The organism is Curtobacterium sp. UNCCL20 (assembly GCF_900101675.1).
Lineage (GTDB): Bacteria > Actinomycetota > Actinomycetes > Actinomycetales > Microbacteriaceae > Curtobacterium.
Genome location: NZ_FNKG01000001.1, coordinates 914,815 through 939,973, shown reverse-complemented (window position 1 = coordinate 939,973; position 25,159 = coordinate 914,815). Strand labels below are relative to the sequence as shown.

Here is a 25,159-nt window from a genome sequence, read left to right as displayed (position 1 = left end):
CCCCATGGTGGCCCTGGAGGCACGGATCACCTCCCAGAGAGCGTCAGACGGTGGTCGTCTCGCCGACGGGCAGGATGAGCACGGGCACCGGCCCGAGGCCGTCGGACCCGAGGAAGCGGGCGGTCGACTGCTGGCCGAGTTCGCTGAGCATCGCCTCGTGGATCTGGACCGCACGCTCCGGCGCGACGGCACGGACGTAGTCGACCGCCTCGGCCGTGCTGGTCCACGGGCCGCTCGTCGGCAGGAGCAGGGTGCCCACGGGGACACCCGGCTGCAGGTAGGCGTCGCCCGGGTGGAAGACGGTCCCGTTGACCAGGTAGCCGACGTTCGCGATGGTGGGGACGTCGCGGTGGATCACGGCGTGCTCCTCGCCGAAGACCTGCACCGAGAACGGCCCGACCTCGAACGCGTCGCCGGCGCGCACCGCGGCGACCCGGCCGTCGTGTGCGCCGAGCTGCTCGACGATCGCCTCGGGGCCGCGCACCACGAGGGCGTCGTTCGCGGCGAGCCCGGCACGGACGGCCTCGACGTCGAAGTGGTCGAAGTGCTCGTGGGTGATGAGCACGGCGGCTGCGGTGCGGGCGAGGTCGGCGGCCTCGGGCGTGAAGGTGCCCGGGTCGATGACGAGGGTGACGCCGTCCTGCTCGAGGACGACGGTGGCGTGGGTGTACTTCGTCAGCTCCATGCCGACGACTCTACAACGGTGTTGTACATATCCGGGTCGATCCGGGTGAGGGATCGCTCAGTCGGCACGACGGGCTACACGCTCCAGCAGCTCCGGCAGCCGGACGAGCAACGCGCGCTCCTCGTCGTCGAGCTCCTCGCGGATGGCCGCGGCGAGCCAGTCGGTCCGGGCGTCCTGGTCCCGCTGCAGCGCATCGCGGCCGGACGGCGAGATGCGGATGACGGACACCCGGCGGTCAACGTCGGACACCGTCCGCTCGACGAAGCCCAGCTCGGCGAGCTCCCCCACCGTGCGGGACTGCCCCTGGTGCTTCACCCCGCGTCGACGAGCGAGGTCCGCGATGGTCATCGGTCCCTCGCGGTGCAGGAAACCGAGCGTCGTCGCGTGCGTGTTCGGCAGCGTGTCCGCCTCGCGACGGGCGGCCCGGACGACCCGCCCGATGGACTGCCGCAGCGCTGCCGCGAGCTCGTCGATCGGGTCCATGCCCGGAACGCTACCGCCTGACGGACCGGAGGCGCGGTGCCAGCCGGCACCGCGCCTCCAGTCCGATCACTGCTCGCGTCAGCTGCTGCGCACGTCGTCCGCAGCGCCCTGCGCGTGGTCGCGCACGTCGGACGCGGCGCCCTGCGCCTCGCCCTGCACCGTCTGGGCCGCGTCCTGCGCGGTCTCCTTCAGGTCCTGCGCGTGCTCCTTCGCGACGTCCCCGAGCTGCGAACCGACGTCCTTCGCCTGCTCCTTGACGTCCTCGACGAGGGGTGCCGCCTTGTCCTTCAGCTCACCGGCCAGCTCCTCCTCCTTGTCCGTCGTCGGCAGGAGCGAGGACACCAGCCAGCCGGCACCGAAGGCGATCAGGCCGACGGCGAGCGGGTTGCCCTTGGCCTTCTCGACACCGCGCTGTGCGACGTCCTTGGCCTGCCCGGCCGCACTCGACGCCGAACCGGAGGCACTCGAGCGGGCGGAGTCTGCTGCGCCCATCACGGACTCGCGGACGCCCTGGAAGCGGCTCTTCACCTTCTCGGTCTGACGGTGTGCGATGGCGGACGGGCTCACCTTGTCGGCGAGGGCGTCGACGTCGGAGCCGAGCTCGCCACGGGTGCGTTCGATGTCGGCGCGGATCTCGTCTGGGGTGCTCATGGCTTCCTCCCGGTGTTGGGCTTCAGTGCTTCGGGGACTTCCTTGGCGGTGGCGACGGTCTGCGGAGCGCCCTGGATCTCCTTGACCTCCTTGCGCCCACGCACCGCGAGGATCGCGGCGACGATCGCGTAGACGACGGCGATGACCAGCGCGGACCACGCGTTGCCGATGAGGTAGCCGAGACCCCACCAGGCGGCGATCGACAGGAAGAGCAGGGCGAACAGCGCGGTCAGTCCGGCGCCGCCGAACATCCCGCCCGCCTTGCCGGCCTTCTTCGCGGAGTCGGTGAGCTCGGCCTTCGCGAGTGCCACCTCCTGCCGGAACAGGCTGGACAGGTCCTTCGAGACCTCGGACAGCAGTTCGCCGAGCGGGGTCGTGGCGGCGCGTTCCTCGGGGCTCGGCTGGCCCGTCGGCACGCTGCCGGGGACGGACTGGCTCATACGACGCTCCCGGTGCCGGTGCCGGTCGTGCCGGTCGTGCCGGTCGTGTCGTGGCCGAGGGCGTCGGCTTCCTTCTCGTGCTTGACCTCGGTGGCGAGCGCCTTCGTCAGGCGGCCGGCGAGGAGGCCCGCGCCGGCGGCGATCGCGATGAACGTGCCCGGACGCTTGGCGGCGAAGGACTTCACCTCGCTGACGAGCGAACCGGGGTCGCGGCCCTCGAGGTACCCGGCGACGGAGGTCGCGCGGTTCGACAGGTCGCGCACGACCTTCGACGCCACACCCTGCTCGTCGTCGTTCTCCGCCATCCGGCCGAGTTGCTCGCCGATGCTGCGGAGGCCGCTCGCGGCGCGCTGCTGCTGGTCACCGGCCTGTTCCTTCAGGGTGTCCGATGCCTGGCCGAACAGCTGCTTGGCGTGGTCGGTCACCTCGGAGGCGACGTTCGACGCCTGCTCCTTCGCGGTGCCCGCCACGTTCGCGGCCTTCTCCTTGGCGTCGCCGGCGACGTCCTGGGCTGCGCCCTTCGCGGCGTCGGCCTTGCCGCCGGAGCCGGCGGACCCGGCGGACCCGGCGGAGCCACTGTCCGAGCCGGTGCTGCCGGCGCCGGTGCTTCCGAAGCCGGTGCTGCCGGTCCCGACGGGCGACCCCGTGGTCGGAGCCGGCGGGAGCTGCTCGTCAGCGGGGATCGCGTCGAGCGGGGCGTCGAACGGGACCTCGGTCGAGACCTGGGTCGCGTCGTCGCCGTACGGCTCGTACGGCTGCGCGACGTCTGGGTCGGTCGGACGCCCCGCGGGTGTGGCGTTCGCGTACGACGGCACGGTGACGCCGGGACGGATCTCGTGCCCCTCGGACGCGGCGGTGCGGTCGTGGATGGGCGTCCCGGAGTCGTTCCCGGGTGGGTTCGTGGTCATGGTCGGCCTTCCGGTAGTCGTCGCTCCCGGCAGTGCACCGGGAGCGTTGCGCCACCGAAGTTGCGCGCTCCGTTCTGCGCCCGGACCCAGGAACTCCGAGAAGCGCGGGCGGCGTGTGCGCTCAGCGCGGTTCCGGTTGGATCGGAGGATGCCCACCGTCTCCGTCGTCGTGCCCGTGCGCGACGACGCCGCCCACCTCCGGCGCTGCCTGCAGGCCCTCGCCGCCCAGTCGGCACCCGCCGACGAGGTCATCGTGGTCGACAACGGCAGCACCGACGACAGTGCCCGCGTCGCGCAGGACGCCGGGGCGATCGTCCTCGCCGAACGGGTGCGCGGCATCGCCCGCGCCTCCGCACGCGGGTACGACCGAGCCACCGGGGACGTCATCGTCCGGCTCGACGCCGACTCCGTCCCGCCGCCCGGGTGGATCGCCGATGCACTCTGGCTCCTCGCCGACCCCGACGTGGTCGCGGTGACCGGTCCCGGGCGTCCGCACGACGGCGGGCAGCTGCTCCGCCGGGTCTGGGACGCGGTCTACATGCGGCCGTACTTCGTCCTGATGTGGGCAGCACTCGGTCGGCCGCCGCTGTTCGGGTCGGCCATGGCGATGCGGCGGGACACGTGGCTCGCGATCCGGTCCCGCGCCCACCGCGACGACCCCGAGGTGCACGACGACGTCGACCTGAGCATGCAGCTCGACCCGGGTTGGCGGGTGCTGGCCGACCCCCTGCTCACCGTGCAGGTGTCCGCGCGACCGTTGTCGGGCCTCCCGTCCGCCGCGCAGCGGACGCGACGCGCGTTCCACACGTTCCGCGTGAACGGGCGGCGGGCGAACCCGGTGCGGCGGTGGGCCAGGCGGTGGCGTGCCGAGACGCGGGAGCGGGCCGCGGTCGGGTGGTCACGGCGCTGACCCGCCCGTCGTGCTCATCGCGCCGGCAGCCGTCGTGCTCATCGCGCCGGCAGGAGGAGGCAGGATCGGGCGTACCTAGTCGAGAGCCACCGGGTGCGCCCGCAACGACCAGGCACGCCCCACTCACCCCCGGAGTGCCACCCACACCGGGAACGCCGCCGCCGCGCTCCACGCCTGCGGACGGCACGCTGCCGGGTACGGCGCCGGCCGTGACACCTCGGTGGCGTCGTCGCCGGCGTGCAGCTCCGGCATCCGGAAGTCGAACGCGACCGCGGCGGCGAGGAGCTGTCCGGCGAGCGTCCGGGCCTCGGCGGTGAAGCCGGACCGGGTGAGCCCGGCGATCACCACGGCGGTGTCGTGCGCCCAGACCGAGCCGCCGTGGTAGCTGAGCGGCCAGTAGCCGGCGGCGGTCGTCGAGAGCGTGCGGAGTCCGAAGCCGCTCGCCATGTCGGGTGCGACCACGCGCGCGGCGACGACGGCCTCCTCGTCCGGGGTGAGCAGGCCGGTGCCGAGCAGGTGCCCGATGTTGCTCGTGGCAGAGTCCACCGCGCGCTTGTCCGCGTCGAGGGCGATCGCCGGGTACGGCCCGATGTCGTCGGAGACCCAGAAGGACGCACGGAAGCGTTCGGCGAGGTGCGATGCCCAGGCGCGCCAGTCGTCGCCTCCGGGCCGGTGGAACGCGTCGAGCAGGTCGGCTCCGTGGACGGCGGCCTCGTGGGCGTACCCCTGCACCTCGCACAGTGCGATGGGGCCGTCGGCAAGGGTGCCGTCGCGCCACTGCACGCTGTCGCCGGAGTCCTTCCAGCCCTGGTTCGCCAGGCCACGGCCGGATTCGTCGACGTACTCGAGCAGCCCGTCGCCGTCGGCGTCGCCGTGGTCGCGCATCCACGCCAGGGCTCGTTCGAGCGCCGGCAGCAGGGCTTCGACCTCGGCGTCTGGCAGTCCGGCGCGCCAGGCGTCGTGGAGCAGGCAGACCCAGAGCGCGGTGGCGTCGACGGTGCCGTAGTAGAGCGGCGGCAGGGAGATCTCGTCGTTGTCGATCGGCAGGGACGCCTGGCGGAGCTCGTGCATGACCTTGCCGGGCTGCTCGGCGGTGTCCGGGTCGGACGTGGTGCCCTGCAGCGCCGCGAGGACACGGAGCGTGCTGCCGGCGATCGTGGTGTCGACGGGCAGCAGGAAGCGGGCGGCCCAGATCGAGTCGCGGCCGAACAGGGTGAAGAACCACGGTGCACCGGCGGCGAGGAACTCCCCCTCGGGGCGCGCGAGCCGGAGGGCGTCGAGGTCGTCGGTGGCGCGGGCGAGCCAGCGACGGAGTCGGTCGTCCCGCACGTCGTCGGGGGCGTGGAACGGACGCGGGGTCGAGACGCCGGTCACGACGGCGTCGGGGGTCTCGGCGGTGCAGTCCCAGCCGACCTCGACGGACCGGGTGCGCTCGGTGGTCCACCGCAGGACGAGCTCGTCCCCGTCGACGTCGATCGTCGCGCCGGGGGCGTCGAGCCGGACCGCGACGGTCCCGGCGGTCCACGACGCCGCCGTGCCGTCGACCTCGGCGCGCACGGGCGACGAGCCGTGCCCGGCCTTGACCGCGTCCATGCCGCTCGCGTCGGGGCGGAGCCGGACCACCACGACGAGCGGTCCGGTCGCGTGCTCGCCGCCGGTGCGGTCGGTGATGCGGAGGCGCTCCGCGACCCCGTCGATCCGCACGGTGCGCCGGTGGTCGAGTCGCACGTCGGGGTCGGCCCCGGGCTCGTCGAGTCCGCGGAGGAGCCCGGTGAACACGACCTCGCGGGCGCTGACCGGTGCGACGGCGACGGGCTCCGTGTCGGTGCCCGCGACGCGGACGTGCACGGCGGACACGAAGCGCTGGTCACCGATCCAGTAGCCGTGCACGGCGTTCGCACCGAGCGAGCCGTCGCGGTCGGACCACGCCTGCGTCGGGGCGGCGAGCACCGCGACCTCGTCGTGGAGGAGCGGCTGCAGCGGCGGGGCGGGCTGCGTCGGGGCGGGCTGCGTCGGGGCGGGCTGCGTCGGGACGGCCGAGGCTGGAACGCCGGCGGCTGCGGTGGTGGTGGGGATGGAGGTCATGCGGCTTCCTCGTCGACGAGTTGCAGGGACGGGGTGGGGAGCGGGTCGATGGTGTTCGGGGCGGTGCTCATTCCTTCACGGCTCCGTCGCTCGAGTTCATGATCCGTTTCTGGAACACGAAGAACGCGACCGCGACGGGGATGGTCATGACGAACGCCGCCGCGAGCTTCACCGGGAACTGGTTCCCGGCGCTGAGTGCTCCGGACGCGAGTGACGCGACACCCTTGGTGAGCGTGGTGAGCCCGGGCGAGGACGCCGACACGATGAACTGGGGCAGCTCGTTCCAGGACCCCTGGAACGACAGGATCGTGATCGTCACGACGGCCGGCCGTGCCATCGGCAGCACGATCGACCAGAAGGTCCGGAAGGTGCCGGCGCCGTCGATCTTCGCCTGCTCCTCGACGCTGGCCGGGATCGACTCGAAGAAGTTCTTCATGATGAACACCCCGGCGGCGTCCACCAGCAGCGGCACGATCATGCCGGAGTACGAGTCGTACATGCCGAGCTGGTTGATGACGAGGAACTTCGGGATGAGCAGCACCACGCCGGGCACCGCCATCACGGCGATGATCAGGGCGAACACCGTCTGCCGACCGCGGAACCGCAGGCGGGCCAGCGCGTACCCGGCGAGGGAGTCGAAGAAGATCCGACCGAGCGTGACGACGACCGCGACGATCACCGAGTTCATCGTCCAGATCCCGAAGTCCGAGTTCTGGAACAGCGTCCGGAACGCCGCGGCCGTCCAGGTGGCCGGCAGGGCGAGCGGGTGCAGCGAGGCGTCCTGGTCGGTCTTGAACGAGTTCACGATCGCGACGTAGAACGGCAGCAGGTAGACCGCCGCGATCACGATCCCGACGACCAGCAGGGCGATGCCACGCGGCGTGAGCCGGCGTGGCCGCCGGCCCGGACCGGGCGCCTGCGTGACGGTGGCGGCGCGGAGGTCCGGTACCGCGCCTCCCGGCTGATCCGGCCTGGAGGCGCGGGCCCCGCCGGTCCCGCCGCCTGCGGTCGCCGAGGTGGGTGCGCTCGTCATCGTGTGGTTCCCTTCTCGATCCAGCGCATCCGTCGACGGGAGACGGGGCGCTCGCGGAGCGCCCAGCGCTGCAGCAGCGTGAAGACGACGATGATGGCGAACAGGATGAACGCGATCGCCGCGCCCGCACCCCACTGCTGGTTGGGCCCGAAGGCGGTCTGGTACGACAGGAACGCCGGCGTCAGCGTGGTGTTCGCCGGTGCGCCCTTCGTGCCCGTGTAGATCTGGTCGAACACCTGCCACGTCCCGATCAGACCGAGGGTCAGCACCGTGAAGAGCGTCGGGCGGAGCTGCGGCAGGGTCACCTGCCAGAAGCGCGTCCACGAGCCGGCGCCGTCGATCATCGCGGCCTCGTCGACGTCGGGCGACAGGTTCTGCAGCGCCGCCAGGAACAGCAGCATGAACGTGCCGCTCGTCGTGAACACCGCCAGCAGGATGAACGCGGTCATCGCGACCGACGGCCCGGCGGTCCAGTCCCACCACGAGATCCCGAGCATGGTGTGGTCGGCGAGGACGGCCGGCGGGTTCCCGGCTCCCAGGTGGAAGAGACCGGTCGGTTCGTTGAACCAGTTCGGCCCGTTGATGCCGACCCAGCTGATGATCTTGTTCACCGCGCCGGTCGACGAGAACAGGAACAGCCAGAGGACGGTGATCGCGACCGAGCTGGTGACCGACGGGAAGTAGAACGCGGTCCGGAAGAACCCGCGCCCGCGCAGGGCCCGCCCGTTCACGAGGAGGGCGAGGCCGAGCGCGACGGCGGTCTGCAGCGGCACGACGAACACGACGTACCAGAGGTTGTTCCGCAGCGCGGTGCCGAAGTTCTGCTCGTCGAGACCACCGCCGGCGAGGATCTTCGCGTAGTTCTGCCCGCCGACGAACGAGACGTCGGAGGAGAACGGGCTGCCGACCCCGTGCCAGTCGGAGACGCTCACCCAGAGGGCCATGAGCACCGGGACGGCGAGGAACAGGCCGAGCACGATGATCGTCGGCGCGGTGAACAGCCAGCCGGAGACGGCCTCGGCGCGGTTCTTCCGGGACACGGTCTCAGCCCTTCAGCGCGGCGGCCATGTTCTTCTGGACGCCCTCGAGCAGGGTCTTCGTGTCGGTCGACTGCAGACTGCCGAGCTTCGAGTCGAAGTCCGCGATGACATCGGCGGTCCCGGCCTTGTTCGGGACGCCCTGCGCGTCCGGTGCCTGGTCGAGGAACGCGGCGTACTGCGGGTACTCCTGCTTCCACTTGCCCGCGGCGGACTCGACGGACGGCATCACACCGAAGTCCTTCGCGAACGCCAGCTGCTGCGTCGTGCTCGTCATCTTCTCGACGAAGGACAACGCCGCCTTCTGGTTCGGCGAGTCCTTGGCGATGCCCCAGCAGTTCGTGAACTGCAGCGTGCCCGCACCCTTCGGCCCCTTCGGCAGCTCGACCACCTTGTAGTCGACGCTCGGGTAGCTCGACGACATCGCGCCGGTGAGCCAGTTGCCCTCGACCGTCATCGCCGCCTTGTCCTTGCCGAACGCGTCGCCGCCCCAGCTCTCACCGAGGTCGCTGGAGAACCGCATCGAGCCGTCGTCGAGCAGGCCCTTCACGTAGTCGAGCGCCCGCACGTTGGCCGCGGAGTCGACGGTCGCCTTCGTCTGGTCGGCGTTGGTGAGCGAGCCGCCCGCCTGCGCCATGAACGCCCCGAGCCGTTCGTACTGCGGGCTCATCGCGAGGCCCACCCGGCCGTTCTCGGTGAGCTTCTTCGACACGCTGGCGAGCTGGTCCCAGGTCGTCGGGACGTCGCTGTCCGTGAGGCCGGCGGCCTTCCAGTCCTTCGTGTTGATGAACAGCGCCAGGGTGGAGAAGTCCTTCGGGGCGCAGTACAGCTGGTCGTCGACGGTGAACGACTTCGTCAGCGTCGGGTAGAAGTCCTGCTTGTTGGTCAGGTCGTCCCCGTACGCCAGGAGGGAGCCGTTCGAGGCGTACCCGGTGAGGGACGAGGTGCTGACGTAGAAGACGTCGGCGGGCTTGCCGGAGGCGAAGCCCTGCGCGAGCTGCTGGTCGAGGTTGTTCGCCGCCTGGACGGACACGCCGGTGCCGGAGCGCTTCGACCACGCGGCCGCCGCGCTCTTCACGGCGGCGGTCTCGGCGTCGCCGGACGACCCGATGAGCACGGTGAGGTCCTTGTCGCTCGAGGTGAGCTTGCCGGTCCCGCCGCTCGCGGAGTCACCGGCGCCGGACCCGGTGAAGCCGGAGCCGCAGGCGGAGAGGGTGAGGGCTGCGGTGAGCGCCATCGCTCCCGCGGTCAGCATGCGTGCTGTGCGTCGTTGCATCGGTGGACTCCTCGTCGAGTTCGGGCTGGTGCTGGTGCTGGTCGTTCGAGCCGCGGTCGGTTGCCGTGGGCATTTGATCGTTCAATTTGATCGATCAAACGAGATGACCATACACCTCGGAGGCGCTACGGTGAACCCCATGTCGCACCCCGCCACCGTCGCCGACGTCGCGCTCGCCGCGGGCGTCTCCCGGCAGACCGTGTCGAACGTGCTGAACCGACCCGAGGTCGTCCGCCCGGACACGCTCGCACGCGTCACGGCCGCGATCCAGGACCTCGGGTACCGCCCGCACGCCTCCGCTCGGCGGCTCCGCACCCAGCAGAGCTCGACGCTCGGCGTGCGGCTCGAACCGGTGCACGGCATCTCCGGCGCTGTGCTCGACCGCTTCCTGCACGCCCTGGTCGAGAGCGCCGACGAGCGCGGGATGCGGATCCTGCTCTTCACCGCCACGGACATCGACGACGAGCTCGACCACATGGAGCGACTCGTCGAGGGGTCCGACGTCGACGGCTTCGTGCTCAGCTCGACCTTCCACGGCGACCCCCGCGCCGCCTGGCTCGGCTCGCGGGGCATCCCGTTCGTCACCTTCGGCAGGCCCTGGGGTCTCCCGGACATGGACGCCGCCCCGCACCCGTGGGTGGACGTCGACGGACGCGCCGGCCTGCACGACGCCACCGCGCACCTCGTCGAGCGGGGCCTCGACCGGGTCGGGTTCCTCGGCTGGCCGAGCCCGTCCGGGCAGGGTGACGAGCGGCGTCGCGGCTGGCAGGCGGCGATGGGGGCGAGGGGCTCCGCCGACCTCGTCCTCACCTGTCACGACGACGTCACCGCGGCGACCCGGACCGTGGCGACGGCGATCGAGGCCGGCACACACTTCGATGCACTCGTCTGCGCGTCGGACACCCTGGCGCTCGGAGCCCGGTTCGCGCTCGGCCCGGACGTCCCGGTGGTCGGCTACGACGACACGCCGGTCGCCGAAGCGCTCGGGATCTCGAGCGTTGAGCAGCCCCTCGTGGCCGTCGCGTCCGCAGCGGTCGAGCTGCTGATGGGCGCCGGTCGGACGGTCCTGCCGGCGTCGACCGGGCACCGGCTGCTCGCCCCCGAGGTGGTGTGGCGCGCCTAGCGGGACGGCCGGGACCGCACGTGCGCCCGCTCCCCCTGCGGCCCGTACAGGCACAGCACCTCGGTCACCTCGTCCGTCACGTTGCCGATCCAGTGCGGCGTGTGGGTGTCGAACTCGGCGACCTCGCCCGGCCCGAGGTCGAGGTCGTGCTCGCCGAGCAGCAGTCGGAGCCGTCCGGACAGGACGTAGAGCCACTCGTACCCCTCGTGGGTCCGCAGCGAGGGCTCACCACCGGGCGAGTGCGGTGGGAACAGCTGCTTGAACGACCGCACGCCCCCGGTCCGCCGGGTGAGCGGCACGACCACCCGACCGCCGTGCATCTCCGGCTTGAGGTGCACTCGCGGGTCTCCGGTCTGCGGCGCCCCGACCAGGTCGTCGAGCGGCACCTGGTAGGCCCGTGCAAGCGGGAGCAGCAGTTCGAGGGTCGGCCTCCGCTGGCCCGACTCGAGCCGTGAGAGCGTCGAGACCGAGATCCCGGTCTCCGCGGCGAGCGACGCGAGCGTCACGTCCCGGTGCGCGCGGAGCGCCCGGAGTCGCGGGCCGACCCCGTCGACGACCTGCGCGGTCGTACGCGGGGTGATCCGTTCCTCCCGGCTGTGCACCATGGCGACCATGTTGCCAGGGCAGCAACGGAGTTTGCCAACCTTGACGCTCGATCCGCAGGATGACCGCATGCGTGATCACTACGACGTCATCGTCATCGGCGGCTCGGCCGCCGGGCTGTCAGCAGCCCTCATCCTCGGGCGGTCCCGCCGTTCCGTCCTCGTCGTCGACGCCGGCGAACCCCGGAACGCTCCCGCGGAAGGCGTGCACAACTACCTGGGGCGCGAGGGTGCGGCGCCGTCGGCGCTGTACCGGATCGGGCGCGACGAGGTCGCCGCCTACGGCGTCGAGGTGACGGCCGGGAGGATCGTGGCCACGTCCGCCACGAACGGTGACGGCGTCGACCCGATCGGCTTCTCGGTCACCACTGACTCCGGTGCGGTCGTCACGGCGCGCAGGCTGGTCGTCGCCTCCGGTGCCGTGGACGTCCTGCCGGAGGTCCCGGGCCTCGCCGCACAGTGGGGACGCGGTGTCGTGCACTGCCCGTTCTGCCACGGGTGGGAGATCCGCGACCGCCGGATCGGCATCCTGGTGACCACGCCGTTCGGTGCCCACCACGCCCTGATGTTCCGGGCGCTCAGCCACGACGTCACCGCGTTCGTCACCGACCCGACGCTCGTCGACGACACCACCCGAGCCGGTTTGCTCGCCCGTGGGATCACCGTCCGCGACGGATCCGTGACCCGCGTCCTGTCGTCGGACGACGTGCTCACCGGGGTCGAACTCGGCACCGGTGAGGTCGTCGCACTCGACGCGTTGGCGGCGGCGAGCACCGCGGAGGCGCGAGCGTCCTTCCTCGACGGCATCGGACTCGTCGCCGAGGACCAGCTCATGGGTGACTTCCGCCTCGGGAGCGCGCTGACCGTCGACGCCGCCGGCCGCACCACCGTGCCCGGCGTGTACGCGGCCGGCAACGTGGCATCGCCGATGGCGACCGTCATCGCATCGGCCGCTGCCGGGACCCAGGCGGGCGCCGCGGTGCACGGCGACCTGGTGCAGGCCGACCTGGCGGCGGCACTGGCGAGCGAGCCCGCTCAGTCCACCCGGTAGCCCGCCTGCGCCGCCAGGAGTGGAGCGAGCGTGTACAGCTGGTCGGCACCGATCGTCGCACCGCGCAAGCCCTCGAGCCGCTCCACGCGATCGAGGTCGGCGGAGCGCAGGTCCACGTGGTCGATGCGGGTGTTCGACCCCTCGGCGGCGCGGATCCGCGTGCCGTCGAACGACACCCGGAGCAGCCGCGCGTCGGCGATGTCGAGCTCGTCGATCACGCAGTCGCGGAACACCACGTCGGTCAGCGTCGACCCGCGCAGGTTCACGAACCCGAGCTTCATCCCGACGAACTCGACGCCGTTCAGTCCCGCGTCGTACAGCTCGGCGGAACCGACCCGACCACCGGCGATCCGGACCTCGCGCCACGAGCTGCTCGACGCCTTGAACACCGGGGCGTCGAGCGTCTCCACGATCGAGTCGCGGACCCGGAGCCCGCGCAGGTCCGCGGAGTCCGCCCGGAGCGTCCCGATGACGGACTCCTCGATCTCGAGGTCCGGCAGGCGCTCCCCCGACAGGTCGAACGTCTCGATGCGCTTCCCCTCGATCCGGTCACCGGTCAGGACGTCCCCGGGGCCGGGCGTCCAGTCCTCGAGGTCAGCGGGTTCGGTCAGGGTGATGCGCGGGGCATCGGTGCCCCCGGAGCTGCGTGCCATGCACTCAGTCTGGCGGGTGGGACCGACGTCGGAACTCGCTGACGAGCACGTAGTCCTTCGCGGGGCCCGTCGCCGCCCACCGCACCGTCCAGTGGTCGGCGTCGCCGCCGAGGGTTCCGCTGTAGTCGTCCGGGTCGCACCAGTGCGAGACCCCGGTCCCCCACGCCCACGGGTGGAAGACCCTGCCGTCCGAGAAGTGGACCGTCCAGCTGTCGTCCGGGCCACGACGCACGAACAGCGTCCGGGAGACCGGGGTCTCGCGACCGCTGAAGGACATCGTGCCCGACTCGTCCCAGCGGACCTCGTCGGTGCTCGTCCTCGTCAGCGTCGTCGTCCCTGTCACCGTGCCCGAGGCGCCCGCTCGCCGGTCGTCGACCGTGCGTCGGAGGTCCCACTCCCCGAGCAGGTCCGTCGGCAGCAGCATCCCGTCAGCCTACGTGCGGTTCAGCGCGGCCGACGTGGGGGCGGGTTGACGTCGTCCGACTGTCGGGCCTCGCGTCGCGCCAGCCTCCGGAACGCGGTGAACAGCGCTCCGCCCACGCACACCGCGGCGATGCCGACGACCGTTCCACCGGTCCACTGCAGGCCGTAGTTCGAGTACGGCGCACCGGCTGCCCACTGCACGAGCGGTCCGGGCACCAGGAGCACCCCGCCCGGGACCACGACCACGGCGACCCTCCAGCGATCGTTCCAGGCAGGACGCACCACGGCGACCACGCCTCCGAGCGCGAGCACCGCGAGACCGCCCCACGCCCACGACGAACCGGACATCCGCCACCCGTCGTGGGCCATCCAGTCCTGGACGCCCTGCACGGTCCGGGCCCAGGCGTGCCGCTCGCTGCTGCCGCGCCCCGACACGATCGGCAACGGCCACCCGATGATCGCGAGGACCCCGGTGACGAGACCGGCGATGCCGAGCAGTCGTGCCCAGAACCGGGGACCGACGGCAGGCTCGACGTCGAAGTCGGCGATCGTCACGAACGGAGCGTGTCCGTCCGGGCGGACCGGTGCTCGTCGTCGCTGATGATCCCCCGCTCGTGGAGGTCGTCGAGTTCGGCGAGCCGCTGCTCCAGCGACTACACGGGCGCGAGCGTCTGGCTCTGCATCGCCCGGTGCGCGATGTCCTCCTGCAGCGTGAGCGGGTTCTGCCCGCGGTTCGCCATCCGTGTGGCGCGGTAGATCGCCACGGCGATCGCGATCACGAAGCCGACACCGATGAGGACTGCCCCGATGGTCACCGCTGTCCCGATGGCCGCGAATCCGTCCGGGATCAGCGGGTTGTGGGTCTCCTCGAACGCCATCGCGGCCCCCTCGTGCTCGTGCGATGCCGTGAGCGTACCGCCCCGGAGCGTCCGAGGCTTCCCACGACGCCGGCATGACAGCGGAATCGGGCGTACCCGGTCGGAACGTCCGCCCTGGTACGCCTCGGCGCGCCGCCCGTCACCCGCGCAACGGCCCCGAGGCCGGCACCCTCGCACCGTCCGCGAACCCGGCCACGAGCTCCCGCAGCGCCTCCTCCGAGGTGTGCCGCGGCTCCCACCCGAGCTCCGAGCGAGCCTTGTCCGTCCGCATGATCGGGACGCGCGCCGCGATGTCCACCCAGCCGGCGTCGGTCGGCTGGATCCGCAGCCGCCAGGTGAGCGTGACGAGCCCGCGGATGAGCCACATCGGTACCCGGACCGCACCGAGCATCCCGAACGCGCGCGCCATCCGCGGTGGGTTGAGCACCGGCGAAGCGGCGATGTTGAACGCGCCTCCGGCCCGCCGGTCGATCGCGCGCCAGTAGGCGTCGGCGACGTCGTCGGCGTGCACGGCCTGGAACACGAACGGCAACGGCAGGGGCAGGACGGCCCACCGGATCCATCGGACGATCGACATCGGGACGAGGTGTCCGAGGAACAGCCCGCGGATCTCCGCCGCCGCAGCGCGTTGGAAGACCAGGCCGGGACGGAGCCGCGTGACGACCACGGACGGGTTCGCCGCCTCGAACCGGTCCATCGCGGCTTCGTTCGCGGCCTTGTGGATCGAGTACGTCGCCGTCGGGATGCCGGTGGCCGGCCACGACTCGTCCACCGGAGTCCGCTTGCCGTCGACGTCCACGCCGCGGTAGGTCCCGACGGAGGACGCGACGACGACCTGCGGCACTCCGGCGCGGGCCACGGCGGCGAGCACGTTCTCGGTGCCGGTGACGTTCGTGCGGTGCTGCGCGGGGATGTCGTGCGTCGGCTGCAGCGCCCACGCCAGGTGCACGACGGCGTCCGCTCCCTGGAACACCGCCGCGAGTCGGTCGATCGCGTCGGGCGCTCCGATGTCGACGGCGTGCCAGAGCGCGACGTCGTACGGCGCGACGTGGGCGTCCGGCAGGCGTCGCGCGACCCCGATGACGTCGAGGCCACCGGCATCACCACCGCCGCCTCCGCTCCCCGCCCGGCCGTCGCCGGCGAGCCGGGCCTCGGCCAGCCGCCGGAGCACGGCGGTGCCGACGTTCCCGGTGGCGCCGACGACGACGACCCGCATCAGGCGGCGGCCATCGCGGGGTCGAGGACGACCTTCACGCAGTCGTCCTCCTTCTTCTGGAACACCTCGTACATGTGCGGGGCGTCCTCGAGCGAGACCCGGTGCGTCGTCAGGTCGAGGGTGCCGAGCGGGTCGGACGGGTCGGAGACGAGCGGCATGATGTCGTCGATCCAGCGCTTCACGTTGCACTGGCCCTCGCGGATGGTGATCTGCTTGTCGAACAGCGTCATCATCGGCATCGGGTCGGCCATCCCGCCGTAGACCCCGCTGAGCGAGACCGTGCCGCCGCGGCGGACCAGGTCGATGGCGGTGTGCACGGCGGCGAGCCGGTCGACGCCCGCCGTCTCGATCGCCTTCTGCGCGAGCTTGTCCGGCAGCAGGCCGGCAGCGCGCTGCGCGAAGGCGGCGGCCGGGTTGCCGTGTGCCTCCATGCCGACGGCGTCCACGACCCCGTCGGGTCCGCGGCCGTCGGTGCGGTCGACGAGCTCGGACACGAGGTCCTTCGACAGGTCGAACACCTCGGCCCCGTGCTTCGCCCCGAGGTCGCGGCGGACCTCCTCGGGGTCGACGGCGAGGACGCGGTAGCCGAGGTGCTTGCCGATGCGGGCCGCGAACTGGCCGACCGGGCCGAGGCCGAGCACCGCCAGGGTGCCGCCCTCGGGCACGTTCGCGTACTGCACGCCCTGCCACGCGGTGGGCAGGATGTCGCTGAGGAAGAGCCAGCGGTCGTCCGGGGTGCCGTCGGACGGCACGACGATGGGGCCGTAGTCGGCGTGCGGCACGCGCAGGTACTCGGCCTGACCGCCGGGGACCTGGCCGTACATCTTCGTGTAGCCGAACAGGGACGCGCCGGTGCCGTACTCGGTCACCTGGGTGGTCTCGCACTGCGACTGCAGTCCGTGGCGGCACATCCAGCAGTGGCCGCAGGAGATGTTGAAGGGGATGACGACGCGGTCGCCGACCTTGAGGTTCGTGACGCCGCTGCCGACCTCCTCGACGATGCCCATCGGTTCGTGCCCGAGGACGTCACCCTTGTCGATGTACGGGCCGAGCACCCGGTACAGGTGCAGGTCGGAGCCGCAGATCGCGGTGGACGTGATCCGGACGATCGCGTCGGTGGGTTCCTGGATCGTGGGGTCGGGGACGGTCTCGACGGACACCTTCTCGGTGCCCTGCCAGGTCAGTGCGCGCACGTCGCGTTCCTCTCGTCGTCGCTTCGAGCCGGCCTGGAGGCGCGACCCGCGTTCCCCTCGTCGCTACGCCTCCGCCGCGTGGCGCGTTCACAGCCCCGGGTCCCGCTGTCCGGTCGCCGTCGGTCGAGCACGTCAGCCGAGGACGGCTGCCAGCACCCGTTCGTGCTCGGCGCGGTCGCCCGGTCCGGCGCTGCCGGCGAGCATGATGAGCGACTTCCAGAGCGCCCAGCCGCGGGCGCGTGCCCAGGCAGCGTCGTCGAGCCCCGCTGCCTCGTGGAACGCCGGCCGCGAAGCCGGGTCGAGGAACGTCCACGCGAGCACCAGGTCGCACGCCGGGTCGCCGACGCCGCACGTGCCGAAGTCGATGAGCGCCGACAGTCGGCCGTGGTCGTCGACGAGCAGGTTCCCGGGTGCGACGTCGCCGTGGAACCAGACGCCGGGGTGCTCCCAGGTCGTGGCGAGGGCTTCGTCCCACACCCGTTCGCAGGCGGTCCGGTCGACGGCGGTGTCGAGAGCGTCGAGCGCCCGGAGGACCTCATCGGCGTAGTACGACGGGTGCGCTCCGCGGTGGAACGAGTGCGCTCCCGCGACCGGTCCGCCCGCGGCGGGGATCGACCGGAGCTGCCGCAGCACGGCGCCGACGTCCTCCGCGAGCTGCAGGCGGTCGAGGCCGACCGCATCGTCGACCACCGTCCCCCGGAGCCACCGCCGCACGGACCACGGGAACGGGTACCCCTCGCCGGGCTCGCCGAGCGCGACCGGCTCGGGGACTGCGACGTCCAGTCGTCCGGCAAGGGAGGGCAGCACGTCCTGTTCCTTCTCGACCGCCGGGACGTACCCGGCCGCGCTCGGCAGCCGGACGGACAGCTCGTCCCCGAGGCGGAACGTGCGGTTGTCCCACCCCTGGTGCGGGACCGACCGCACCGGCAGGTCGGACCACTCCGGGAACTGCGCGGCGACGAGCCGGCGGACCAGTGCGTCGTCGATCGGGGGCACCTCGGTGTGCATGGGCCCACCGTAGCCACGATCGGCCACCGGTCGGTGGCCGATCGGCCAGTGCGAGTCCGCCCCTGCGCCGATGTACGGAACCGGCCGGACGACCACGCTGGACCCGATGGACCACCGCACGACCCGCCGCGCCCTGTTCGCGGGCGCCACCGGCACGCTCGCCGCAGCGGTGCTCGCCGCCTGTGCCGTCGACGGCCACGTCCCCGCTTCGACACCGTCGCGGTCCGCCGTCCCCACGGCAGCCCCGACGGCGACGTCGAGTCCGACTCCAACTCCGACTCCGACTCCGACTCCGACTCCGACGATCGCGCCCGTCGCGCGGCCGGCGGGGACGATCACCGGGCTCCCGCACGGCACCCCCGGCATCGCGTGGACCGTCGACGACGGCGCGAGTGCCGACGTGGTCGCGGCATACGCCCGCTTCGCCGCCGCGACCGGCACGCGGATCACCTTCTTCGTGAACGGCGTCCGACCGAGCTGGACCGAGCACGCAGACCTCCTCCGGCCACTCGTCGCGTCCGGCCAGGTGCAGCTCGGCAACCACACCTGGGACCACCCGGCGCTGACGAAGCTCACGGACCAGGGCATCGAGGACGAACTCACCCGGAACCACGACTTCATCGAGCGGACCTTCGGCGTGGACGCCCGCCCCTACTTCCGACCACCCTTCGGCTACCACGACGCCCGCGTCGACGCGGCGGCCGCACGGGTCGGCTACACCACGCCCCTGCTCTGGTACGGCTCGCTCGCCGACTCCGGGGACATCACGTCCGACCAGATCGTCGGGTTCGCGGAGCAGTGGTTCCAGCCCGCCCACATCGTGATCGGCCACGCGAACTTCCCGGGCACGATCGGTGCGCTCCCCCGGCTCCGGCGACTCCTCGACGAGCGGCACCTCGCGACGTTCACGCTGGACGACGTCTTCGCGCGGTAGCCTCCGCGCATGACGACCGTCTCCGAGCTCCTCACCGCGAACCTCCACGACGTCTTCGGCAACCGGGACGCCGCGTCTCGCCGAGCTGCGATCGAGCGCACGTTCGCGTCCGACGTTGCCTTCACCGACCCGGAGGGCACCGTCACCGGGTGGGACGCCCTCGAGCAGAAGGCCGCCGCGCTCCTCGACGCGGTCCCCGGCGCGTTCCAGTTCGTCGAGGAGGGCCGCCGGTACGTCTCCGCGACCCACGGCGCACTCGCGTGGGGCTTCGGTCCGGTCGGCGCGCCGGAGGTCCGGGGCATCGACGTGATCGAGGTGCGGGACGGTGTCGTCGTCTCCCTGACCACGGTCCTCGCCGAGGCCGACCAAGCCGACTGAGCCGCGAGGACCGGCGCTCAGCCCCGCAGCCGGTCGCGCTCCGCCGGCGGCAGGTGCTCCGTCGCCGTCGACCGGGCGGCCGGCGTCAGGAAGCGTCCACTCCGCTCGAGGAACCCGATCAGGGCGTCCTCCGACGCGCGTTTCCCGGTCTCACGGAGCACCCACCCGAGCGCCGACTGCACCGTGTCGCTCCGCTCGCGGACGAGCCGCCCGGCGATCCCGAGCGGCACCTCGGCGTCGCCCTGCTTCGCGAACGCCAGCGTCGCCACCACCGCGATCCGCCGCACCATCGCCACGTCCGACTTCACGAGCGCGAACAGCGGCCCCGTCGAACCTCCGACGAGCGGGGCGCCGACGAGCTCCTCGGCCGCGAGGTCCACCAGCGCGGTGTCGTCGAACCGCTCGGCCTTCGCCGCCGACAGGTACTCGTCGGTCAGTGCCGCGTCCGGTCGTTCCCGCATCGCCTGCACGAGGAGCAGCACCGCGATCAGCCGCGCACCCGCGTCCTCGCTCCACAGCAGCGCGGACCGCTCACCCTCGTCGAGGCCGGCGAACTGCCGCGCGACCCTGCGGGCCGCCGGCACGTCACCGGCCGTGCGCGCGAACGCCGTCAGGACGGCTTCCGCGTCCGCCGGGTTGCGTCCGCCACTGGCCTGGAGGCGCGTCACGCGACCTCGCCGACGGTCGCCTCGTCCTCGGGTGCGGCCCGGCGACCGCGCACCAGGACGATCACCGCGACGACCACCAGGAACGCGGCGAAGAGCCAGGTGCCCACCTGCGGGTCGACGAGGCGGGCGATCCACGCGCCTCCAGGAGAACACACCGCCGCCGTGACGCCCACCGTCAGACCGATGCGCAGGTCAACCGCGCGCCGACGCAGGTTCGCGACCGTCCCGGACACCGACGTCGGCACCATCGTGAGGAGCGACGTGCCCTTCGCGAGCAGGTCACCCGCGCCCAGGACCACCTCGAGTCCGGGCACGATGACCACCCCGCCACCGACCCCCACCAACCCGGACAGGACACCCGACAGCAGACCGAGCACGAGCAGGACGAGCGCCTCCACGATCCCGAAGTGCACGTCGCCGCCGCGGGTGGGGACGCTCGTGAACAGGGACACCAGCACCACCGCGATGAACCCGACGAAGATCCACGGCAGGACCCGCAGCGGCAGCGCCCGGAGCAGCCGTGCGCCGATCGGGGCGCCGACCACGCTGCCGACCGCCAGGGTCAGGGCCGCGAGCCAGTGCACCTCGCCCTGCAGCGCGTAGGTGATCGCGCCGACCACGGCCGCGGGGGCGATCGCCACGAGGGACGTCGCGGAGGCCCGGCGTTGATCGAGGTGGAGGAACGCCATCAGAGCGGGCACGACGATTACCCCGCCACCGACCCCGAACAGGCCGGAGAGCACCCCGGCGACGATCCCGATCGCCACGAGGACGACCACCTGCCCACCGCGCTGCTCCATCCCCTCCAGCGTAGACGCGCGGTCGCCCCGGCCCTCCCGCACGACGAAAGTCACCCGGAACCGCGCGGTTGCGTGGTTCCGGGTGACTTCGGTTGTGCGGAGTGCCACCGCGGGCCGGGGAAGCGTGTCAGCGGAAGTGCAGCACCTTCAGCGGGTCGGTCAGCGTCCCGCCCTGCCGGACCTCGACGTGGACGTGCGGCCCGGTCGACTGCCCGGTGTTGCCGGACCTCGCGATCTCGGTGTTCTTCGACACGATCTGGCCCTGCTTGACCTCGATCTTGCTGAGGTGCGCGGTGAGGACGGTCGTCATGCCGTACGTCACGATCACGTAGTTGCCGTAGGAGGCGTTGTTCGCCACGGTGCTCGTCACGGTGCCGGTGGCCGAGGCGTAGACCGGCGTTCCGGTTCCGACCGCCGCGTCGGTGCCCTGGTGGTAGCGGGGCACGTGTCCGGCACCGCGATCGTCGTTGTACCTGCCGGAGATCTTGGTGCTGGCGACTGGCCAGAACAGCCCGGAGACCGGCCGGGTGGACCAGCTGCGGGTGTCGCTCTTGCCGTAGAGGACGACGTTGTTGTCGACCTGCACCATGAGCGAGCCGCCACCGGCTCGGCTGGTGTTCGATGCCCACAGGGGCTTCTTCGCCGCCGAGTACACGACGAGGTTGCCGTCCGTCTGCACGGCGGCGTAGGCACCGGTGTTGCCTGCGGTGCTGGTCGCCCAGACCACCTTGCCGCTGAGGCGCTGCTGGAGCACGCCGTTGCTGAGCATGCTGAAGGTACGGTCGTTGGAGCTGTCGGCTCGGAGCGTGGTGCCGGCGAGGAGGGTGCTGCCGGCGGGGACGCGACTCTGGAAGTTGTTCCAGTTCACGATCGCGGTCGTGCCGGACCAGAGGACCATCGTGCCGTCGCCGCGGAGCTCGAACTTGGTGGACTGCGGCTTGCCGGCCGATGCCCAGCGTGCGACACGGGTGGTGCCGCGCATGATGTCGAGCGCTCGGTTCCGGCCGATGACCGCGACGGCGCCGGGCTGGTTCGAGGTGTTCGACGCCCAGAGGACCGCGTTCCCGATGCCGTACTCGACGAGGTTGCCGTCGCCCTGCATGACGAGGCGGAACTGTCCGTTCGGCGACGTCACGGTGTCACCGGGGTAGATCGTCGTGCCGGCGGGGACGGATCCCTTGTAGACCACGGTGGCGGCGGAGGCGGGCTCCGCCAACCCGACGATCGCACCCGCCGCGACGGCGAGTGCCACGACGGCTGCCGCGATGCGTGGGAGTCGCCCTGCGCGCGCGACGGTCGACGGTGTGCTGCTCATGGAACCCCTGCCTCGGAACCGGACGCGCCCCTGCGCGACCGTTCGGCGACACGCCCGATACGCGCCGCCGAACGATGGTCACCTTTTCAGGAAGGCAGCACAACCCCCTCGACCGGGACGGGTGAACCCCAGTTCCGGGGCCACGGCGGCGTGTCACGGCATCTGGAAGAACTCCTTCGGGGCACCGAGCAGCGCCTCGAGCTTGTGGAAGGACTGGGTCCAGCCGGCGATGTTCATGTCGCGCATGACCTCGGGGAAGGGTCCCTGGGTGAGCGTGACGATCGTGCCGTCGCCGTCCTCGGCGAACTCGAGCGTGAGGGACAGCGGTGTGCCGTCCTCGATCCCGGGGATGCCGTTCGCGACCTGCGTGCCGACGATCACCCGGTTCTCCTCGATCTCCTGCAGCGTCGAGGTCACCGGCGACGCCCACTCGGGGTTGTCGTTGCTGACCATCGTGAGGTTCCACGCGCCGCCGACGCGGGCGTCGACCTCGACGGTCGCGACGGGGACGTGGAAGCCGAGCGGCCCGAACCACAGCGCGAGCAGCGCCGGGTCGACGAACGCCCGGTAGACGTCGGCGACCGGGTACGCGAACCGGTGCGTGGTGTGGGCGGTGAACTGTTCGGTCATGGCTGCTCCTGGTCGTCGTGGTGGTGCGACGCGGTGTCGCGGTGCTGCGACGCAGTGTCGTGGTGGTGCGTGGCGGGGGTGACGGACGCGCGGGCGGCGAGCACTGCCTCCAGGCTGTCGAACCGGCGGTCCCAGTCGGGCCGCAGCCCGCCCAGCCACGTGCCGAGTTCGGCGACGGCCTCCGGCCGGAGACGGCAGGTGCGCCACGTCCCGTGTCGTTCGCGGCTGATGAGGCCGGCCCGTTCGAGGACGCCGAGGTGCCGTGAGATCGCGGGACCGCTGACGTCGAAGGGCGCGGAGAGGTCGGTGACGGTGGCCTCGCCCTTCCCGAGCCGTTCGACGATGCGTCGGCGGATCGGGTCGGCGAGGGCGGACAGCACGGCGTCGAGCCGGTCGGTCTCCATGTCGCCTCCTTGCAGAACACAACGGTTAATTAACCGTTGCATTCAGTATGCGCGCCTTCTCGGGACCCCGCAAGATGCAAGATGGGTCCATGTCGACGCCGAACCCCGCCTTCGTCCCGCCCGCCACCCACACCACGCGTCCGGACCTCCGCGGCACGTTCGGGATGGCGGCGGCGACGCACTGGATCGCGACGGCCACGGCGCAGTCGGTCCTCGAGCGGGGTGGCAACGCGTTCGACGCAGCCGTCGCGGGCGCCTTCGTCCTGCACGTCGTCGAGCCGCACCTCAACGGTCCCGGCGGCGACATGGTCGCGGTGTTCGCCACGGCGACCAACCCGACTCCCGTCGTCATGTCCGGCCAGGGCCCGGCACCGGCCGGCGCGACCCCCGAGCACTACCGCGCCGAGGGACTCGACCTGGTCCCCGGATCCGGAGCCCTCGCCGCGGCCGTCCCCGGCGCGGTCGACGCCTGGCTCCTGCTGCTGCGCGACCACGGCACGTGGGAACTCGCGGACGTCCTCGCACCCGCCATCGGCTACGCGCGCGACGGGCACCCGGTCGCACCGGCGGTGGTCCGCACCATCACCGCCGTCCAGGACCTCTTCCAGCAGCACTGGCCCACCTCCGCAGCGCAGTGGCTGCCTGGAGGCGCGGTGCCGGCCCCCGGCGACCTGCTGCGCAACGAGGCGCTCGCCTCGGTCCTCGACCGGCTGGTCGCCGCCGGCGACGGCGCCGGCAGCCGGTCCGGCCGCATCGACGCGGCACGGACCGAGTGGGCCGAGGGCTTCGTCCCGGACGCGATCGAGCGCTTCCTGCAGGAGCCGCACCGACACTCGTCCGGCACCGACCACGCGGGCGTCGTCCGCGCGTCCGACCTCGCTGCGTTCCGGGCGTCCTACGAACCCGCCACGACCGCCGAGTTCCGCGGGTGCACCATCGCGAAGACCGGCGCGTGGGGGCAGGGACCCGCGCTCCTGCAGACGCTCCGACTGCTCGACCCGCTCGACGACGCGCTGCTCGACCCGTCGACCGAGGTCGGCGCGCACACGATCGCCGAGGCGCAGAAGCTCGCGCTGGCCGACCGCGAAGCGTTCTACGGCGACGGGGACGTCCCCCTCGACGTCCTGCTCTCGGACGCGTACTCCGACGAGCGCCGCGCCCTGATCGGCGACCGTGCGTCCGCGGAGCTCCGGCCCGGCACCGTCCCGGGTGTGGAGCACGCACTGCCCCCGGTCCGCACCGCCGAGGAAGCCGAGCGCGCCGGAGCGGTCGCCGGGCAGGGCGTCGGCGAGCCCACCGTGCGGGTCAGCCGCGACACCACGACCCCGCCGGCCGCGCCCGTCGAGGACCGCGGCGAGCCGTTCGTGGCCCCGGACGGCGAGACCCGCGGCGACACGTGCCACATCGACGTCGTCGACCGCTGGGGCAACATCGTCAGCGCGACCCCGTCCGGCGGGTGGCTGCAGTCGTCGCCCACGATCCCGGAGCTCGGTTTCTGCCTCGGCACCCGACTGCAGATGACCTGGCTCGAGGAGGGCACCGCGTCGACCCTGCGGCCGGGCGAGCGCCCGCGGACCACCCTGACCCCGACGCTGGTGTTCCGGGACGGCGCTCCAGTGGCGGCGCTCGGTTCCCCCGGCGGCGACCAGCAGGACCAGTGGCAGCTGCTGTTCCTGCTCCGGTGGATCGTCGGTGGGTACTCGCCGCAGCAGGCGATCGACGCGCCGGCGATGCACACGACGTCGTTCCCGGGGTCGTTCTGGCCGCGCACGTGGGAGCCCGCCGGCCTGGTGGTGGAGGACCGGCTCGGTGACGACGTGATCGCCGGACTCGAGGCCCGCGGTCACGTGGTCACCCGCGCCGGCGAGTGGTCACTCGGGCGCCTGTCGTGCGTGACGCGCGACCCGGACACCGGGGTGCTCGGCGCCGCCGCGAACTCCCGCGGCGCGCAGGGTTACGCGGCCGGTCGCTGACGGCGGCGCGTGGCCCGCACCCAGCGGACCACGTTGACGATCGGGTACGCGAGCGTCACGATCGCGAGGACCGCCATGCCGAGCGCGGCGACCCACAGGGGCTCGGGCTGCACCATGATCCGGACGATCTGCACGACCGCGTTGACGCCGAGCGCTGCGAGCACGAGCGACGCGACGATCCGCCACACGAGCCCGAGGGTCGTGAGCGATCCCGCGTCGGATGCACCGGCGCCCCGCTCCGGCGCGTCGTAGGGGATCCCCATCGTCACCGCGCTGTCGGCGCCACCCGCGTTCCGCGGTCGTGCGACGGCCTCGGTGTAGTCCGCGTTCCCGGCCATGGTCCCCTCCTGCCCGGTGCCCCGACGGGCCCGTTGCGTCACTGTACCGCCGAGGGACCCGGAC

29 protein-coding genes are annotated in these 25,159 nt (G+C 72.3%); 6 read left to right on the top strand and 23 right to left on the bottom strand.

Going from position 1 to position 25,159, the window contains the following annotated elements; translation table 11 throughout:
* Window positions 1-43: 43 nt before the first annotated feature.
* The 5 genes from BLT36_RS04685 to BLT36_RS04665 form a co-directional block, all read right to left on the bottom strand.
* Window positions 44-685, bottom strand: a complete 642-nt coding sequence (locus BLT36_RS04685) for an MBL fold metallo-hydrolase (protein ID WP_092092361.1) — start codon at window positions 683-685, stop codon at window positions 44-46.
* A gap of 57 nt (window positions 686-742) precedes the next feature.
* Complete coding sequence (locus tag BLT36_RS04680) at window positions 743-1,168, bottom strand: MarR family winged helix-turn-helix transcriptional regulator (protein ID WP_092092359.1); 426 nt, start codon at window positions 1,166-1,168, stop codon at window positions 743-745.
* Window positions 1,169-1,246: 78 nt separating this feature from the next.
* Entirely contained in the window at window positions 1,247-1,819 is a 573-nt protein-coding gene (locus BLT36_RS04675) for a DUF3618 domain-containing protein (RefSeq protein WP_092092357.1), read from the bottom strand.
* Window positions 1,816-2,259: a phage holin family protein gene (locus BLT36_RS04670; protein ID WP_092092356.1), complete on the bottom strand. Its 444-nt coding sequence runs from the start codon at window positions 2,257-2,259 to the stop codon at window positions 1,816-1,818. Before BLT36_RS04670 ends, BLT36_RS04675 begins: the two co-directional genes overlap by 4 nt.
* Window positions 2,256-3,167, bottom strand: a complete 912-nt coding sequence (locus tag BLT36_RS04665) for a hypothetical protein (protein ID WP_092092354.1) — start codon at window positions 3,165-3,167, stop codon at window positions 2,256-2,258. The genes BLT36_RS04670 and BLT36_RS04665 overlap by 4 nt, the downstream gene beginning before the upstream one ends.
* 148 nt (window positions 3,168-3,315) lie before the next feature.
* Between BLT36_RS04665 and BLT36_RS04660 the strand changes: the two genes are divergently transcribed.
* The gene (locus tag BLT36_RS04660; protein ID WP_092092352.1) at window positions 3,316-4,077 is read left to right on the top strand and encodes a glycosyltransferase family 2 protein; all 762 of its coding nucleotides are present in this window, start codon (window positions 3,316-3,318) and stop codon (window positions 4,075-4,077) included.
* Between the two features lie 123 nt (window positions 4,078-4,200).
* On the opposite strand, the gene BLT36_RS04655 is transcribed toward BLT36_RS04660, so the two are convergent.
* From BLT36_RS04655 to BLT36_RS04640, 4 genes are all read right to left on the bottom strand, one after another.
* The gene (locus BLT36_RS04655) at window positions 4,201-6,162 is read right to left on the bottom strand and encodes an amylo-alpha-1,6-glucosidase (protein ID WP_139166362.1); all 1,962 of its coding nucleotides are present in this window, start codon (window positions 6,160-6,162) and stop codon (window positions 4,201-4,203) included.
* A gap of 67 nt (window positions 6,163-6,229) precedes the next feature.
* Entirely contained in the window at window positions 6,230-7,195 is a 966-nt protein-coding gene (locus BLT36_RS04650; RefSeq protein WP_092092350.1) for a carbohydrate ABC transporter permease, read from the bottom strand.
* Entirely contained in the window at window positions 7,192-8,235 is a 1,044-nt protein-coding gene (locus tag BLT36_RS04645) for a carbohydrate ABC transporter permease (protein WP_254787329.1), read from the bottom strand. Before BLT36_RS04645 ends, BLT36_RS04650 begins: the two co-directional genes overlap by 4 nt.
* A gap of 4 nt (window positions 8,236-8,239) precedes the next feature.
* A complete protein-coding gene (locus tag BLT36_RS04640) occupies window positions 8,240-9,508 on the bottom strand; it encodes a sugar ABC transporter substrate-binding protein (RefSeq protein ID WP_092092348.1) in 1,269 nt (422 codons plus the stop codon).
* 139 nt (window positions 9,509-9,647) lie between these two features.
* Between BLT36_RS04640 and BLT36_RS04635 the strand changes: the two genes are divergently transcribed.
* Window positions 9,648-10,631: a LacI family DNA-binding transcriptional regulator gene (locus BLT36_RS04635; RefSeq protein ID WP_092094319.1), complete on the top strand. Its 984-nt coding sequence runs from the start codon at window positions 9,648-9,650 to the stop codon at window positions 10,629-10,631.
* Here the strand turns inward: BLT36_RS04635 and BLT36_RS04630 are convergent.
* Window positions 10,628-11,236 (bottom strand): helix-turn-helix domain-containing protein, encoded by a 609-nt coding sequence (locus BLT36_RS04630; protein ID WP_092094317.1) that lies wholly within the window; start codon window positions 11,234-11,236, stop codon window positions 10,628-10,630. The genes BLT36_RS04635 and BLT36_RS04630 overlap by 4 nt on opposite strands.
* Before the next feature lie 67 nt (window positions 11,237-11,303).
* Here BLT36_RS04630 and BLT36_RS04625 point away from each other — a divergent pair, with 67 nt between their 5' ends.
* Window positions 11,304-12,284, top strand: a complete 981-nt coding sequence (locus tag BLT36_RS04625; protein ID WP_092092346.1) for an NAD(P)/FAD-dependent oxidoreductase — start codon at window positions 11,304-11,306, stop codon at window positions 12,282-12,284.
* Here BLT36_RS04625 and BLT36_RS04620 read toward each other — a convergent pair.
* From BLT36_RS04620 to BLT36_RS04590, 7 genes are all read right to left on the bottom strand, one after another.
* Entirely contained in the window at window positions 12,269-12,937 is a 669-nt protein-coding gene (locus tag BLT36_RS04620; RefSeq protein ID WP_092092344.1) for a pentapeptide repeat-containing protein, read from the bottom strand. The two genes, BLT36_RS04625 and BLT36_RS04620, sit on opposite strands and share 16 nt — an antisense overlap.
* Before the next feature lie 4 nt (window positions 12,938-12,941).
* Entirely contained in the window at window positions 12,942-13,361 is a 420-nt protein-coding gene (locus tag BLT36_RS04615; protein ID WP_092092341.1) for a DUF6314 family protein, read from the bottom strand.
* Between the two features lie 20 nt (window positions 13,362-13,381).
* Window positions 13,382-13,915 (bottom strand): hypothetical protein, encoded by a 534-nt coding sequence (locus BLT36_RS04610; RefSeq protein ID WP_092092339.1) that lies wholly within the window; start codon window positions 13,913-13,915, stop codon window positions 13,382-13,384.
* A gap of 98 nt (window positions 13,916-14,013) precedes the next feature.
* On the bottom strand, window positions 14,014-14,238 hold the full coding sequence (locus tag BLT36_RS04605) for a hypothetical protein (RefSeq protein WP_092092337.1): 225 nt from the start codon (window positions 14,236-14,238) through the stop codon (window positions 14,014-14,016).
* A gap of 139 nt (window positions 14,239-14,377) precedes the next feature.
* Window positions 14,378-15,454 (bottom strand): NAD-dependent epimerase/dehydratase family protein, encoded by a 1,077-nt coding sequence (locus tag BLT36_RS04600; RefSeq protein WP_092092335.1) that lies wholly within the window; start codon window positions 15,452-15,454, stop codon window positions 14,378-14,380.
* On the bottom strand, window positions 15,454-16,647 hold the full coding sequence (locus BLT36_RS04595) for a zinc-dependent alcohol dehydrogenase (RefSeq protein ID WP_092092333.1): 1,194 nt from the start codon (window positions 16,645-16,647) through the stop codon (window positions 15,454-15,456). Before BLT36_RS04595 ends, BLT36_RS04600 begins: the two co-directional genes overlap by 1 nt.
* Before the next feature lie 132 nt (window positions 16,648-16,779).
* Window positions 16,780-17,655: an aminoglycoside phosphotransferase family protein gene (locus BLT36_RS04590; protein ID WP_092094315.1), complete on the bottom strand. Its 876-nt coding sequence runs from the start codon at window positions 17,653-17,655 to the stop codon at window positions 16,780-16,782.
* 106 nt (window positions 17,656-17,761) lie between these two features.
* Between BLT36_RS04590 and BLT36_RS04585 the strand changes: the two genes are divergently transcribed.
* Entirely contained in the window at window positions 17,762-18,589 is an 828-nt protein-coding gene (locus BLT36_RS04585; protein WP_092092331.1) for a polysaccharide deacetylase family protein, read from the top strand.
* Window positions 18,590-18,598: 9 nt separating this feature from the next.
* A complete protein-coding gene (locus tag BLT36_RS04580; protein ID WP_092092329.1) occupies window positions 18,599-18,967 on the top strand; it encodes a nuclear transport factor 2 family protein in 369 nt (122 codons plus the stop codon).
* Between the two features lie 17 nt (window positions 18,968-18,984).
* On the opposite strand, the gene BLT36_RS04575 is transcribed toward BLT36_RS04580, so the two are convergent.
* From BLT36_RS04575 to BLT36_RS04555, 5 genes are all read right to left on the bottom strand, one after another.
* Window positions 18,985-19,635, bottom strand: coding sequence for a DNA alkylation repair protein (locus BLT36_RS04575; RefSeq protein ID WP_175529482.1), 651 nt, complete (start codon window positions 19,633-19,635; stop codon window positions 18,985-18,987).
* Window positions 19,632-20,435 (bottom strand): sulfite exporter TauE/SafE family protein, encoded by an 804-nt coding sequence (locus tag BLT36_RS04570; RefSeq protein ID WP_092092325.1) that lies wholly within the window; start codon window positions 20,433-20,435, stop codon window positions 19,632-19,634. The genes BLT36_RS04575 and BLT36_RS04570 overlap by 4 nt, the downstream gene beginning before the upstream one ends.
* A 127-nt stretch (window positions 20,436-20,562) precedes the next feature.
* Window positions 20,563-21,750: a peptidoglycan DD-metalloendopeptidase family protein gene (locus BLT36_RS04565; protein WP_092092324.1), complete on the bottom strand. Its 1,188-nt coding sequence runs from the start codon at window positions 21,748-21,750 to the stop codon at window positions 20,563-20,565.
* Window positions 21,751-21,903: 153 nt separating this feature from the next.
* Window positions 21,904-22,380, bottom strand: a complete 477-nt coding sequence (locus tag BLT36_RS04560) for an SRPBCC family protein (protein ID WP_092092322.1) — start codon at window positions 22,378-22,380, stop codon at window positions 21,904-21,906.
* On the bottom strand, window positions 22,377-22,784 hold the full coding sequence (locus BLT36_RS04555) for an ArsR/SmtB family transcription factor (RefSeq protein WP_092092320.1): 408 nt from the start codon (window positions 22,782-22,784) through the stop codon (window positions 22,377-22,379). Before BLT36_RS04555 ends, BLT36_RS04560 begins: the two co-directional genes overlap by 4 nt.
* Before the next feature lie 89 nt (window positions 22,785-22,873).
* Here BLT36_RS04555 and BLT36_RS04550 point away from each other — a divergent pair, with 89 nt between their 5' ends.
* Complete coding sequence (locus tag BLT36_RS04550) at window positions 22,874-24,757, top strand: gamma-glutamyltransferase family protein (RefSeq protein WP_092094313.1); 1,884 nt, start codon at window positions 22,874-22,876, stop codon at window positions 24,755-24,757.
* Here BLT36_RS04550 and BLT36_RS04545 read toward each other — a convergent pair.
* Entirely contained in the window at window positions 24,739-25,095 is a 357-nt protein-coding gene (locus BLT36_RS04545) for a hypothetical protein (RefSeq protein ID WP_092092318.1), read from the bottom strand. The genes BLT36_RS04550 and BLT36_RS04545 overlap by 19 nt on opposite strands.
* Window positions 25,096-25,159: the final 64 nt, after the last annotated feature.

What these genes read in the sequence shown, in the direction of transcription:
- BLT36_RS04590 (WP_092094315.1), bottom strand. Translation starts at nt 17,655, where the DNA reads ATGCACACCGAGGTGCCCCCGATCGACGACGCACTGGTCCGCCGGCTC.
- BLT36_RS04605 (WP_092092337.1), bottom strand. Translation starts at nt 14,238, where the DNA reads ATGGCGTTCGAGGAGACCCACAACCCGCTGATCCCGGACGGATTCGCG.
- BLT36_RS04670 (WP_092092356.1), bottom strand. Translation starts at nt 2,259, where the DNA reads ATGAGCCAGTCCGTCCCCGGCAGCGTGCCGACGGGCCAGCCGAGCCCC.
- BLT36_RS04635 (WP_092094319.1), top strand. Translation starts at nt 9,648, where the DNA reads ATGTCGCACCCCGCCACCGTCGCCGACGTCGCGCTCGCCGCGGGCGTC.
- BLT36_RS04615 (WP_092092341.1), bottom strand. Translation starts at nt 13,361, where the DNA reads ATGCTGCTGCCGACGGACCTGCTCGGGGAGTGGGACCTCCGACGCACG.
- BLT36_RS04585 (WP_092092331.1), top strand. Translation starts at nt 17,762, where the DNA reads ATGGACCACCGCACGACCCGCCGCGCCCTGTTCGCGGGCGCCACCGGC.
- BLT36_RS04665 (WP_092092354.1), bottom strand. Translation starts at nt 3,167, where the DNA reads ATGACCACGAACCCACCCGGGAACGACTCCGGGACGCCCATCCACGAC.
- BLT36_RS04560 (WP_092092322.1), bottom strand. Translation starts at nt 22,380, where the DNA reads ATGACCGAACAGTTCACCGCCCACACCACGCACCGGTTCGCGTACCCG.
- BLT36_RS04620 (WP_092092344.1), bottom strand. Translation starts at nt 12,937, where the DNA reads ATGGCACGCAGCTCCGGGGGCACCGATGCCCCGCGCATCACCCTGACC.
- BLT36_RS04580 (WP_092092329.1), top strand. Translation starts at nt 18,599, where the DNA reads ATGACGACCGTCTCCGAGCTCCTCACCGCGAACCTCCACGACGTCTTC.
- BLT36_RS04660 (WP_092092352.1), top strand. Translation starts at nt 3,316, where the DNA reads ATGCCCACCGTCTCCGTCGTCGTGCCCGTGCGCGACGACGCCGCCCAC.
- BLT36_RS04550 (WP_092094313.1), top strand. Translation starts at nt 22,874, where the DNA reads ATGTCGACGCCGAACCCCGCCTTCGTCCCGCCCGCCACCCACACCACG.
- BLT36_RS04630 (WP_092094317.1), bottom strand. Translation starts at nt 11,236, where the DNA reads ATGGTGCACAGCCGGGAGGAACGGATCACCCCGCGTACGACCGCGCAG.
- BLT36_RS04600 (WP_092092335.1), bottom strand. Translation starts at nt 15,454, where the DNA reads ATGCGGGTCGTCGTCGTCGGCGCCACCGGGAACGTCGGCACCGCCGTG.
- BLT36_RS04675 (WP_092092357.1), bottom strand. Translation starts at nt 1,819, where the DNA reads ATGAGCACCCCAGACGAGATCCGCGCCGACATCGAACGCACCCGTGGC.
- BLT36_RS04640 (WP_092092348.1), bottom strand. Translation starts at nt 9,508, where the DNA reads ATGCAACGACGCACAGCACGCATGCTGACCGCGGGAGCGATGGCGCTC.
- BLT36_RS04685 (WP_092092361.1), bottom strand. Translation starts at nt 685, where the DNA reads ATGGAGCTGACGAAGTACACCCACGCCACCGTCGTCCTCGAGCAGGAC.
- BLT36_RS04565 (WP_092092324.1), bottom strand. Translation starts at nt 21,750, where the DNA reads ATGAGCAGCACACCGTCGACCGTCGCGCGCGCAGGGCGACTCCCACGC.
- BLT36_RS04545 (WP_092092318.1), bottom strand. Translation starts at nt 25,095, where the DNA reads ATGGCCGGGAACGCGGACTACACCGAGGCCGTCGCACGACCGCGGAAC.
- BLT36_RS04555 (WP_092092320.1), bottom strand. Translation starts at nt 22,784, where the DNA reads ATGGAGACCGACCGGCTCGACGCCGTGCTGTCCGCCCTCGCCGACCCG.
- BLT36_RS04680 (WP_092092359.1), bottom strand. Translation starts at nt 1,168, where the DNA reads ATGGACCCGATCGACGAGCTCGCGGCAGCGCTGCGGCAGTCCATCGGG.
- BLT36_RS04655 (WP_139166362.1), bottom strand. Translation starts at nt 6,162, where the DNA reads ATGACCTCCATCCCCACCACCACCGCAGCCGCCGGCGTTCCAGCCTCG.
- BLT36_RS04625 (WP_092092346.1), top strand. Translation starts at nt 11,304, where the DNA reads ATGCGTGATCACTACGACGTCATCGTCATCGGCGGCTCGGCCGCCGGG.
- BLT36_RS04570 (WP_092092325.1), bottom strand. Translation starts at nt 20,435, where the DNA reads ATGGAGCAGCGCGGTGGGCAGGTGGTCGTCCTCGTGGCGATCGGGATC.
- BLT36_RS04650 (WP_092092350.1), bottom strand. Translation starts at nt 7,195, where the DNA reads ATGACGAGCGCACCCACCTCGGCGACCGCAGGCGGCGGGACCGGCGGG.